We start from the raw sequence: 13,894 nt of genomic DNA on the forward strand, positions 1-13,894 counted from the left end.
AGGGTTGCGTAAACTGTACTAATTTACCCTTTTATTATACTATTTTGGAGTATTGGCAGCTTTTGAAGTACTTATGTTTTTTAAAACTATTATTGGATTTTTTTCATCCCATTGAGGAGCAAAACCTTTTTGATTTACAAAACCACGACCCGGTGTTGAAAAATTCCCTAATATAATATCCAGTTTGCCGTCCTGGTCAATATCGCCCACCTCCATGGTTAACCAGCGTCCATAGGTTTCTATAGGCAGCTCATGAGGCATAAACTTACCTGGGCCCGTTTGTTCAAGGTAAGTAAAGCCTGCCGATGGGTGATATTTATAATCTGCGAAAAAAGCAATGGTAGCTATATCCAAATCGCCGTCATTATCAAAATCAGCTGCAATGGCTTTTGTACAGCCATCTATATGATAAAAATAAGTCTGTTTAAATTTCCAGTTACCCTGATTGGTAAAAACATATACCCCATGGTAAGGTTTAAGTACTTTTGAATAATCGCTGTTATCGCCGCAGGTGTACAAAATATCAGGTTTACCATCATGATTAAAATCAACCAGTTGAAAACTGCTTGAGCCGTAAACAGCTGGAAAATGTAACAGATTTTGGGTGATGAAACCACCTTTATGATCATTCAAAAACATCCAGATGCCTTCATCAGCCTGTGCAAATAAGCACATTACATCGGGCCAGCCATCGTTATTAAAATCGCCGGTAATTAATTGCTCACCACCAGCTTCGTTCCTGATCAACTTTTTAACATAGGTATGGTTAGTTTGTTGCTGTAACAGATACAATCCCCCGTTATCATGACCAAAACCACAAACAACATAATCGGTTAAACCGTCCTTATTAAAATCTGCAGCAACAGTTTGTACTGAACGCGGAAGACTGTCACCTATAATTACCTGTTGATCGTCCTTAATTTTACCATTCAGTTTTACTTGTATAACTTTCCCTTTAGCTACGTTAATGGGTGCCATAACCCCTATACAGGTCAAAATGGCACTTTCTGAATTATCAGCATCTTTAGTGAAGATAACGCCCGTAACCGGTGAAGGCATACTTTTTACCAGTTTCGAATTCAGTTTCTTATCCCATTTATAAAAATTATTAGCAGCATCGCCACTATAAAACTGTTTATCAAAAGGGTTAAATGCTAACAATGTGGTCATGGCTGTCGGCCCATCGGGCTTTGCAACAGGCTTTAACAAGCTGAATATGGCCCAGTCTTTAAGCGGTTGAACGCCCGGTTTGGGAATTACCAAATTCATAGGCGAGGTTTTAGAATAATAGGTGACAATTTTTTGCCATTGAACAATATTTAACAAAGAATTTCCATCGGCATAATATTGCCCCATGTAATTCTGTATATGAAGTTGTTTGGCCATAGCCGGCAAAACACCACTTACCCAACTGGCCCTGTCAACTAAAGCAGGCGAAGGAAGCTGGTGGCAAAGTGTACAATATTTTGTGGCTAACTGCCTGCCATCATCTATATCATCCTGAACTGAGTAGGGTTTATTTTTGTTACTGCAGCCTGTTAACCAAGAAATAGCAACAACCAATGAAAAAACAGCAATAATTATTACTTTATTGGGCTTTAGTTTATTGTTCAATAACATTTTTAAATATAGATTTAGCTTTTCCTTATATCAAATAACGCACATATATTTTACTTAAACACTTATTTGTAAAACATATATGGAATAAAAATTTCAGTGCCTGAATCCATTTAAAATATAGATTCAAGCACTGAAAGTATTTATAGATCTTAACTTTTACTTACGGGTATTGTTTTCCAATACCACAAAAGGAATGTTTTCTTGCCAGAAAGGCTGCAAATCGTTCTGATTCTTAAAACCACGGGAGTAATTACCCAAAATGATGTCCGGTTTTCCATCGCCGTTATAATCGTCCACATCCATGCTCATCCACCGGCCATATTTACTAATAGGTATTGCGTGGGGCGTAAAGCTAAATAACTTATCCTGCTTAAAATAAATAAACCCTTCAGAAGGCTTGTTCTTAAAATCAGCAAAAAAGGCAATGGTAGCAATGTCCAGGTCCCCGTCGCCATCAAAATCAGCAGCAATTGCTTTTGTACAACCATTTATTGGGTAAAACCATTGCTGTTTAAATTTCCAATCGCCCATATTTTTAAAGATATACAAACCATGATAAGGTTTCAAAATACGCGAATCGTGGAAATTATACCCGCAGGTGTATATCAGATCTGGTTTCCCGTCATGGTCAATATCGGCTAACTGAAAACTTGATGATCCGTAAACAGGTGGAAACCGTAAAAGATTTTTTGGAGAGAAACCGCCTTTATGATCATTTAAAAACATCCACAGACCTTCGTCTACACTTCCAAATAATACCATCAGGTCTGGCCAGCCGTCATTGTTAAAATCCCCTACTACAGCTTGTACTGCTCCGGCTTTATCAGATATATTTGATTGAACGTAGGTTTTATCTGCCTTTTGTGTAAATAGATAAACCCCACCTTTTAAATGTCCCTGTGCTAAAATCACCAGATCTGTTAAGCCATCTTTATTAAAGTCCCCTTCAATTGTTTGCACTGGGCGCGCCAATTCTGAGGCAATTACAGTTTGATTTTCTTTTCCTGTTTTCGCATCCAGATTTACATTTATAACCTTGCCATTAGGGAAATCAATCGGATCCAAACGGCCAATATTGGATGTTATTGCCTGGTTGCCCGATGCATCCTTTCTAAAAATGGCACTTACAGCCGAAGAAGGCAAAACGGTAGCGGCTTGTTGTTTTAGATTACTGTCATATTCTGTTAAATTTGAGGCAACGTAATCTGAAGTGTATATTTTATGATTAAGCTGATTAAAAGCAACCATTGAAGTATAAGCAGGATTGGCTTGCGGAGCAGGCATTTTTAAAGTAAAACCAGCCCAATCATTAACTAACGGAATTGGTGGCTTTGCTGTATCCAAATTATCTGGTGCCAACTTTCTGTAGTAAGCTTGAATGGTTTCCCACTCCTGCATAGACACACCAGCCACAGAATCCTTTTTATAATACCCATCCATATAGGCGGTTATCCCCAAATAATGGGACATTGAGCGTAAAGCGTGGTACCGCCAAACATCTTTAGTTAATGCATTTACAGGTACCAGCGCGTGGCATTTTGTACAATTTATCTGTACCAGGTTTTTTCCATCAAGTATGGTGTCGCCGGTAAAGTTATAAGATGTATTACCTTTATTTTTACAACTATCAATCAAAATACTTCCTGATAGCAAAACCACTAATAACAGAATAGATGATATTAGGTAAGTCTTTTTAATGTTCATAATATATTTGAAGATTATTTAATTGTTTAATTTTAGTTTTTGCCAGATATAGTTGCCTATTTGCTTACCCTGAACGGCGGCGGTGAGTGAGCTATTTAGATAATGGATACCACCATAAAAACGGCTCATCGCTGTTTCGTCTGATGCCTGGATAAAAGAATTAAAATGGCGCTGCATACCTATATAGTGTAGGTCGCTTGTATCCTGAAATGCAAAGTTATCACCAAATAAATGGGTTAATACTGTTGCAGAAGCTGCACTTATGGTTGAGTGGCCTGCTGTATATTCTGGAAACGGAGGTGTTTGCAATAATGGCAACCAATAGTGATCTATTTTTTCGTTGATATTGGTAACCGGCCTGGCATAGCTGTACTTGTATTTCACTTCCCAGCAGCAAATAAAGGCATCATATAGCGCAATGGAAGTTAAAGCATAAGCCAACGCGGTTTTCACGCCGTTTGCATGTGTTTGTTTACAGGCAATTGTTGTAATACCAATCCAGTGGCCACCCGGCGTAATTTTTTTATCGGCAAACATCATATGGCCGTTATGCTGTATTACAAAAGGGTTATCATCCCAAAAAGTGGCTATTTTTTTCTGCTCAGCGGTTAAGTTTTTATTGGTATTATAAACCTCGGTGTATTGTTTTACATAAGGGCTATTTTTATCTTCGCTGTAAGCCGGCGGCGGACCAGGTGAAAACTGTGAAGACGATTCAATAGCAAACACTTTCATATCTCCCCAGCAAAATTCAACGCCATCCATGTAATCAGGAGGGGTTGGGCGCCACTTAGCCGGGCTGTTTTCGCCCAGGTATTTAGGTTTACCACGTGTTTGCGGATAATCATCAACGGCAGCCCTTTTAAGGATGGTTTTACCTATCTTTTCTCCGAAATCTACAGAGCGCGTATAGGTTGAATCATCCAGATTATCCTTGTACATCGCATAAACTTTATTTTCATATTTCTTTAAGGTATCAACAGAAAAGGTAACCTTATGCGCTACTGTAAAAAAGGCCTTTGTAGCTGCTAAAGCATAATTATATTTTTTCCCTTTTTCGGGTGCTGGTGGATTCGCAAAGCCCTTCAGCTGGGTAATTATTGAATTATATTTAGGATCCGCATATCTCATTGCCTCATAAGAAGCCAATGCCGTGTAGCCATAAATCCTACTGGCTACAGGCGGTGTAAATACATCGTAAATAATTACCTGTGTTAGTTGATTTTCATTTTGATGCAAAACATCTGCATCACTTAACAATACGGCCTTTGGCTTTTGGGCACATCCTGCAAGCAGAATTACACCAGTTATAAAGGCTAAAATTTTAAAGCGTCTCATAAAAAAATTAATTTATAGGGATTTTACGTGAATGTCCGTAACTATCTGTAATAGTAACGCTTGTCATATTTTTATCAATATTGAAAAATCTTCCTGATTGTGAAAGGAATGATGTACCGTTATAAAACTCTTGTTTACTTGCTGTGCCATTTTTATACTTAATGGTAGCATACACATCCAACGGTTGTAATTTCACAGTTTCTACAGGTCTTTTTAATTCAAATAGTTTCAATGCATCCCTGTTTTGGCTGGCAGCAAGCAAGTAATTGCCTTTAGCACCCTGCAATTTCACCAATGCTTTACCATCACCGGGAATATAAATTCCGCTTTGCAGAATTGTTAAGGGTTTAAAGTGCCCGTTCCCATCACCCTTCAACACTAAACCATTAAAGGCATCATACCGGCCTGTAGTAATATCAGTTCCATAGTCATTGCCGTTTATTGCTACATCTAAGTTCCCATCTCCATCAAAATCATCTACAACCATTCCATTGAGCTGAGATATTTGGGCCTCAATAGGTAATGGCACCATGGTAAATTTACCATTGCCCTCATTTTGCAAATAGCATGATTGCAGCATATTCGCCTTTAGTCTTATGGCACCTTTACGCATTTCGGGCGTTATAACGGAATCCATTGTGGCTACTGCAAACGATTTATAATTTTGAAACTTAACGCGCATTCCAATCATTTGCTTAACAATATCATCACGGGTATTTACAGGAAATTCTTGCAATGCGCCTTCCTGGTCTTTTAAATAAACTGAAGCGAAAGCATCAAAACTGCCGTTATTGTCAAAATCCTTAGCTGTTATATAAACAGGATATTTATCGGTAGCCTTATAAAATGTATTTAGGCCGGTATTGCCAACAATATAGTCTGTTTTACCGTCGTGATTAAAGTCACCTGCAACAATGGAGTTCCACCAGCCATATTTGTCACTTATCCCGGTTTTATCAGTAACGTTTTTAAATACACCATGATCATTTTTTAAAAAAGTTACAGGCATCCATTCACCGGTGAGGATCAAATCAGGCCAGCCGTCATTATCAAAATCAGTAAATATAGCATCACATACCAACCCAATATCTTTTAACTCTTTGGCAACAGATGCAGTAACGTCTGTAAATTTCACATGCCCGTTCTTACTGTCATTACGTAAAATAATACTGGATACCGGTTTAGGATAATTCCATGGCTCAACACGGCCCGATACAAAAAGATCAAGCTTACCGTCCTTATTATAATCAATAGCTTTTACACAGAGTTTGCTGGTAAAGTTTTTGGGTAAAGCATCAGGCTCTTCTGTAAAGTTCCCTTTGCCATCGTTAATATAAAGTCTATCGCGGTATGAAGGCGAACCGGGCTGTTTTTCATAACCGCCACTTGCAATGTATAAATCCAGTTTACCGTCGCCATTAGCATCAAACAATAATAAACCCTCATCCTTAAAATGATCATCTATATTGTTTTTTCCGGGAGGCAATAAATCACGCTGAATAAATTTTCCGTTAGGTTGCTGTAAAAGCAGCTGAGCCGGGTATTTGGATGTACCTCCAATAACCATATCATCAAAGCCGTTTCCGTCAACATCCCCTACTGCTATGGCAGGTGTATATTGTGATAATTTATGAGGTAACAGTTTTTGGATATTAAAATCAACCAGGTCATCTTCTTTATGTTTATAGGTGATGCCTGCAGATTTGGTTACTTCGTGAAATAATGACTTATTGTTTATTAAAGGCTGCGCAAATGTATAAGGCTCTTTAGCATTTGTTATACTTACGTTTAAAAACTGATCGGCCTTTACATTTTTTAATTGCTGTTTTTTTCCATTTTGCCATCTGATAACTACCGAATCCAGTAAACTATCTTTTCCTAATCCAAAATGGGCAATATTTTGTATGGTTGACAGGTACCCTCTGAAAGGATTATTTTCATATACCTGGTGTTTGCCATGATTATAATAAATATCGGCCCAAGCACCTATTCCGTCAAGGTTTTGAGCACTGCCATGGAACCTGATATTTAAAAAGTGACTATTGCTTTTATCTTTTTCCCTTGATGTATTTTTATAAATCAATACCTCATCATCAATATTGCTGATGATCATATCCATATCGCCATCATTATCCAAATCGGCATAAGCAGCGCCATTTGAAAAAGTTGGCACATCAAGTCCCCAACTTTTAGTAACATCAGTAAACTGAAGGTTACCATTATTTTTGTAGGCGTAGTTTGGAATTTTCACTATTGGGATCTGGTCAAGTACCTGCTTTTTTGATGCTACCAGAAATGCTTCGGCCCTGAAAGTCGTAAAATCATGATCGGTTACATCGCGGGGATAGCCATTGGTTACTACCACATCGCGGTAGCCATCATTATCAAAATCGGTTATTAAAGGACACCAGCTCCAATCTGTTTGTGATATTCCAGACAAGTAAGCTGTTTCACTAAAAACAGGATCGCCAATGGAGTCATTTTGACCTAATCTGGGTCCCTGATTAATTTGCAGGGTATTATGGTTGTATTGGTATTGATAACCGTAGTAATCAAAGTTTTGATATAGCTGATAATTATTGGGCGCCATAAACATCTTCTTCCTGTAATTATCTTCGGGCTCCATATCAAGCTCAAAAACGTCAGCAAGGCCATCATTATTCATATCCTCGATATCCTGACCCATTGCACTTGTTGAGGTATGTTTAAAGTACACCTTTGATTTGTCGGTAAATGTACCGTCGTGGTTGTTTATGTATAGTATATTGTTGGATAAGAAATCATTGGTAACATAAATATCTTTCCACCCATCGCGGTTAATATCAATAGTAGTAGCCGCATGTCCATAACCTTCAATTAAAATACCTGCTTGTTTTGATACATCATGAAAAACAGGATGTTTTAAAATTGGATCCCAGTCATTTCTATAAAGATGCCCAGTACTTGAACGGGAGCCATCCTTAACAACAGGCCTGAATGATGATGTGTTATCACTTGATTGCGCTGAATTAACAGTTAGATACATGTCCAGATCGCCATCATTATCATAATCGAAAAATGAAGCCATTGTGGAGTGAAGCTTAATATCCAGGCCATATTCCTTTGCCATTTCTTTGAAATGAGGAACACCGTTTTTATCCGGCCCCTGATTGATATAAAGCAAATTGGTTCTTTTTACAGAATCATTCAGTAATGTATTGCACACATAAATATCGGGCAAACCATCGTTATTAATATCGATAATAGCAACTCCTCTGCCCCAGCCACCAAGGCCGCCTACACCTGCTTCTTTAGTAACATCAACAAATTTCATGTTACCCTTATTAATGTATAATTTATTGGATACCTGGTTGCCTACAAGATAAATATCGGGCAAACCATCGTTATTAAAATCACCTATGCCAACGCCGCCTCCATTATAAATATTCAGTTTATCTAAAGGGTTTATCGTATCATTTTCAATTATTTTATTGTTAAAATTCACACCCGAATAAGACGATGGAATCTGTTCAAATAAGGTTTCTTTTTTTTTGCAGGAAGCTATTATTGCTACAAAAAAAACTAATAAAAGATAATAGGGAAATTTCATTTAGCGTTTAAAAAACAGTAACAATGGTAGGCTAAGATAAAAAAAAAGGGAGAGATTTTATCTCTCCCTTTTGTATAAGATCCTTAGCTATTAATAATTAGGATTCTGTTTTAATTTTCCATTCTCAGCTTGTATTTCTTGCTGAGGGATAGGATAAAACTCATCTCTGCCTGCTGTAAATTTCGCAGTACTAAGCACAGGATTAGCAATACGGGTATCGCTTTTGTAATAAGTATTTAATACTCCAGCCATATAGCCAGTACCTAAAGGTCCACCTGTAGCACCATCCTGACGCTGAAGATCAAAGAAACGTTGACCTTCCATACCGAACTCAAGTTGTCTTTCTGTCATAACAGCAGCAAGGGCATAAGCCTGGCCGTTTGCCGAAAATTGACCTGAATACAATCCTACTACATAATTAGCAGCAGGAGTATTGGTAAAACCACCTTGAGGTTTAGTATTATCAATATAAGTATGTACCCATCCGGTTGGATCAGCAGCTCTGGCCCTAACTAAATTCACATCACTTTCAGCAGCAGACAAAGCGGCTGTTTCAACTTCACACTCTGCACGCAACAAAATAACATCAGCAAAACGCATAATACTATAGTTGTTAGCTGAACCCTGGTTAGTAGCCCAGGTACCATAGTTATCTGTAGTAGCTGTAGCAACAGCTTCATAGAACGAGTTTTTCTTAGGAGTATATGGAACAAGGTCACCACGAGTCCATGGCTCACCACCACACAGTCCCCAATCAAGATATGGAATACCGCGGCGGCCCACTGTCCAGTCCAGGCGTGAATCTACCGCTACGTTAGTAGGAGTATATGAAGCAGTAGCAGCAACACCGTGGTCATTAGGCAGGTTAACATCATCATAAGTTGGGAAACCTGTAGCCGCATCAATCTGAAACATTGGCAAACCATTAGCATCAACTTTATAAGCATTAGCTAAATGATATGAAGGTACATAAAAACCGCAACAGCTGGTATAAGTACCACCACCTGGGAAGTTTAATACATCTCCAGCATCATCATTTTGACCATTTGAACCATCACTTACTGACATTTGAGCAGCAAATACCGATTCAGGACCATTTTTAGTTGATGCATTGAAGTTATTATTAAATGGTTCCAAAGCATATTTCGCACCACTTGCTGTTACACCATTATTAATACAATCAGTTAACAATGGTAGCGCTTTTGCATATTGGTGATCATAAACATACGCTTTTGCTAAAAATGCTTCAGCGGCATAGTAATTAGCACGACCAGCCTGTGGTTGAGTTTTAGGTAATACCGTCATAGCAAACGCAAAGTCGGCCTCAATTTTATCCCATATCGGACCTGGGTTAGGAACGTTATAATTACCAGCAGCGTAAGTAACTGTTTCGTCAACATATGGAACATTTCTCCATATTTTGGCTAATTCAAAATGATATATAGCACGTAAAAAACGGGCTTCAGCAATGGCATTTTGGCCTACTGTACCAGCTTCAGAACCATCAGTAACTAAAGGCACTTCCTGTATAACGTTGTTGGCACGCTGAACGCCAGCATAGCAAACCTGCCATTTAGACTGCAGATAAGAATTGGTTAAGGAAATACCAGCGTGTTGTTCAATTGCAGGCAAATCTGGTGCCTGGTCATTGGTTGTTGACCCTTTATAGGCATCATCAGCACCAACCCCACCATAAGTCCAGTTGCTTATACCAGATCCGTAGTTAGTACCCGGTTGCCCGCTATAATATCCGTCCAACAATGAATATGCACCTATTAGTAATCCGTCCACGCCGGCTTTATTGGCAAGCGTACTCGCAGCTAACGCCCCCGCGGGAGTTGAATTCAAAATTTTCTTACAAGAATATCCCGCTGTAAAGAAAATTAATGAACCTAAAGCCAGAATTTTATAATTTAATTTTTTCATGACAATGTTGTTTTCTTTTTTAATCATTAAAATGACGCGTTAACACCAATTATATAAGCTCTTTGATTAGTAGGATACGCGCCCCAATCAACACCAAATGAAGAACTTGCGGTTGCACCGGAACCATTATTTGTAATTGAAGGTACCAATTCAGGATCAGGACCTGTATATTTTGTAATGGTAAACAAGTTTGTTCCTTGTATATAAACGTGCAATTTGCCTCCTCCGATTGCCTTTAACCAGTTTGGATCAAAAGTATAACCGATTTGAGCCACGCGGCACTTTAAGAATGAACCATTTTCAATATAGAAAGTACTTGGCGGAGTGGTAGAAACATTTAAAGCCTCTTGAGTTGCGCCAGGGTTAGTAACCTGTCCATTAACTACTGTTGCAGAATTGGTTAACAAGTTAAGTTGTTTACCACCTGGGAAACTGTTATAAGTATCGGTCCACCATTTGATATAGTTAAAATCCTTGTTTCCTTGTGATCCATATAATACCATTGAGAAATCAAAATGCTTATAAGAAGCATTGATATTTAAACCGTAAGTAAAATTAGGATTTGGATTACCAATAGCAGTTTCATCACTTGCATCAACTATTCCATTATGGTTAGTATCCTGATAAATGTAAGAACCAACTACTGAACCAGAAAGGTTAGGTGTAGAATTTAACTGAGCAGTATTTTGGTTAATACCATTAATCTTATAACCATAAAATTCGCCTATAGGCAAACCTTGTTTCTCCTCTACGAAAGCACCGATACGTGAACCACCAAATAAGTATTGAGTTTGGGTAATATTGGTAATGTTGTTTTTGTATGCAGAGACGTTAGCAGTAAGGCTAAATCTGAAATCACGACCAATTGCATCATGATAAGTAGCACTAAAATCAAAACCCTTATTCTCTACAGTACCAATATTTACATAAGGAGCAGTTGCGCCACCTGCGGTTGAAGGCAATGTTTGTTGGAACAATAAGCCAGAAGACTGTTTCCTGTAATATTCAGCAGTGAAATCTAAATGGTTAATAACTGACATATCTACACCAATATTAAGCACTTTATCTGTTTCCCATGTGGTTTTAGGGTTACCGATAGTACTTTGAGCATAACCAGTTGTCAATGTACTTAAAGCACCTGTAATAGCGTAGTCAGTAGCACCAAAACTTGATCCGTAGGTATTAACAGCGTTTGCACCGCCGATGTTTCCATTGTATCCGCTTTCACCGTAGCTACCGCGCAGTTTAAGTTCTTGTAACCAGCTTACACCTTTCAAGAAATCTTCTTGCGAAGCACGCCATCCTAATGAAACTGATGGGAAAGTACCCCATTGACGACCAGGGTAAAATTCTGAATATCCGTCACGACGTATAGTTGCACCAAATAAGTACTTATCAGCATAGCTATAATCAACACGGCCAAAATAAGATTCAGTACCTGTAGGCTGAACAAGGTAGGTGCCATTACCACCTTGCAAACTGATAGAGGTTGGTAAAGTTGTTTGATTTAAACTAAGATATGCAGGGTCTAAAGAGATAAAATTTGTTGCATATCCACCAACTTGCTGACCACCGGTTTTCTTTATTTCGTAACCTGCAAAAGCACTAATGGTGTGTTTACCAAAAGATTGTTTGTAAGTAAGGGTGTTGGTAAAGTTGTAGTTGAAAAAATAATTTGAAGCCTCATCATAGTTGTTAGGAGAGGTATGAGATTCATAGTTTTCGTAAGTGTTGTAACCAACAATCTGGTAGAAGTTATTGCTTGCGTTACCGCTAAAAGCAGTACGGGCAGTAAAATACTTCAGGAAGTCGGCTTCAGCAAATACAGTTCCCTGCATATTCCAGGTTCTGTTCAGGTTGTTTGCATTTCTTTGTTGCATAGCAACTGGATTGCTTGCATTACCAAGTGGCTCACCGCTAGGGCCAGCATAACCGCCACCATAATTGCCAGCTAAATCATAAACCGGGATAATTGGCATTTCGCGGTATGTTTCTGATATACTACCACCTTCTTGTTGCTGGTTGTATGGACTACCACCAACATTGTTCCTGTAAAATACATAACCGTTTTCGCCGAAACGAACTTTGTTATTCAATACGCTATAAGTATTGTTAACCCGTAACTGATAACGTTTTTCGTAAGTATCAATCAATGTACCATCCTGATCTAAGTATTGCAATGAATACAAGAAAGTACTATGGTCTGTACCGCCGCTAGCTGTAACAGTATGGCTTTGTTGTAAAGCATTTTTAAAAATTTCGTGGAACCAATCTGTACCTGCCTGATTAAATTTCTGTACCAGGAAGTCGTTATTTGGATTGGCCGCGTCGAAATGATAACCACCAGCTATTGTAGGGTCATTAGTAACACCTGCTGCCCCAAAAGCTCCATAAGCTGTAGTACCATGGTAACCATATGTAGGTAACGTACCCGCACCACCAGGATAAAGCGTTTCGCCACCGGCATCACCAGCTTCAAAAGTTAATATTGACTGCTGAGTAGGATTCATTAAGTGCCATACATTTCCAGATAAAGCTCTCTGTTGACCAACGTAGCCATCATAGCTAATAACAGTTTTACCTGGTTTACCTTTTTTAGTAGTAACAACAATTACACCATTACCACCGGCAACCCCGTAGATAGCAGCAGAACCGGCATCTTTCAATACGGTGATACTTTCTATATCGGTTGGGTTTACCTGCGACATACTGCTACTTTGAACTCCGTCAATAACGTACAATGGAGTAGTGTTACCGAAGTTACCTACACCACGAACGAATACTGTACTTGGAGCGCCAGGAGCACCCTGGTTAATAACAGTAACACCAGAAACCTGGCCTTGCAACAATTGTTCAGAAGAAGTAACAGGCACTTTCTTGGCATCAGTGATATCCACTATACCTACAGCACCTGTAATATCCTTCTTAACTTGTGTCTGATAACCTGTTACCACTACCTCATTCAGAGTACTGGTAGATGGTTCAAGTGAGATAGTTAGGGGGCCGCCTTTAAATACGACCTCTTTTGTTTGGAAACCAATGTAACTTATTTCGAGTACATTGCCTTGAGATAATGAGAGGGTAAAATTACCGTCAACATCTGTTACTGCACCTGTGTTAGTACCTTTGATCCTTACGGAGGCCCCAACAATAGGTAATTTGTCATCGCTGCCGATAACTTTACCTGTTTGTTTTGTTTGTGCTGTAACTACCAATGAAGAAACTAAGCAGCATAGCAGCAAGCATAGCGTTCTTCCCTTTAGGAGTAAACTTTTAAACATGAGATTGAGATTTAGTTGATTAATTTATTTGATTTTAAGCTTGTTATTCTGTGAGATTAGAATTAATGCTGTAACTTAATATCAGGAGGTTTAAGAGAAACCATGATATTAACCCTGTAAAAAAGGTTGGGCAACAAAAAATATTTATGTAGGAAAAAATGTAAAAGTTTTATCATGTAATTTACTTTAATAAATTAAAAACTTATCGTTACCTCATTTTCCGCCCGCTAAAAAAGGTGACGGCTACTTCAATAAATGTTATAATACTATCAGGTTTCTTTAATCCTTTGCTGATGCAAAAAACTACATTGGCATTGATACTAATGTAAATAGTGTGTACTGTTTACACAAGTAATTTTATAAGAATTACAAAATAATTATTTTATTGGTTAAGTGAATAACAAAACCCGCCATTGATTGCCTTAACATTATCAAA

6 protein-coding genes are annotated in these 13,894 nt (G+C 38.3%); all 6 read right to left on the reverse strand.

Translation table 11 applies throughout. The annotated features are described in order from the left end of the window. Positions 1 to 39: 39 nt before the first annotated feature. Positions 40 to 1,620 (reverse strand): FG-GAP repeat domain-containing protein, encoded by a 1,581-nt coding sequence (locus JN11_RS20495; protein ID WP_144915622.1) that lies wholly within the window; start codon positions 1,618 to 1,620, stop codon positions 40 to 42. Between the two features lie 156 nt (positions 1,621 to 1,776). Next, positions 1,777 to 3,324, reverse strand: coding sequence for an FG-GAP repeat domain-containing protein (locus JN11_RS20500; protein ID WP_144915623.1), 1,548 nt, complete (start codon positions 3,322 to 3,324; stop codon positions 1,777 to 1,779). Positions 3,325 to 3,342: 18 nt separating this feature from the next. Further along, a complete protein-coding gene (locus JN11_RS20505; RefSeq protein ID WP_144915625.1) occupies positions 3,343 to 4,662 on the reverse strand; it encodes a vanadium-dependent haloperoxidase in 1,320 nt (439 codons plus the stop codon). 7 nt (positions 4,663 to 4,669) lie between these two features. Beyond that, positions 4,670 to 8,251, reverse strand: coding sequence for a VCBS repeat-containing protein (locus tag JN11_RS20510; protein WP_144915627.1), 3,582 nt, complete (start codon positions 8,249 to 8,251; stop codon positions 4,670 to 4,672). Between the two features lie 90 nt (positions 8,252 to 8,341). Beyond that, on the reverse strand, positions 8,342 to 10,177 hold the full coding sequence (locus tag JN11_RS20515; RefSeq protein ID WP_144915628.1) for a RagB/SusD family nutrient uptake outer membrane protein: 1,836 nt from the start codon (positions 10,175 to 10,177) through the stop codon (positions 8,342 to 8,344). A 26-nt stretch (positions 10,178 to 10,203) separates the two neighbouring features. After that, complete coding sequence (locus JN11_RS20520; RefSeq protein WP_144915630.1) at positions 10,204 to 13,458, reverse strand: SusC/RagA family TonB-linked outer membrane protein; 3,255 nt, start codon at positions 13,456 to 13,458, stop codon at positions 10,204 to 10,206. Between the last annotated feature and the right edge of the window lie 436 nt (positions 13,459 to 13,894).

The sequence above is a fragment of the Mucilaginibacter frigoritolerans genome (genome assembly GCF_007830615.1).
GTDB lineage: Bacteria > Bacteroidota > Bacteroidia > Sphingobacteriales > Sphingobacteriaceae > Mucilaginibacter > Mucilaginibacter frigoritolerans.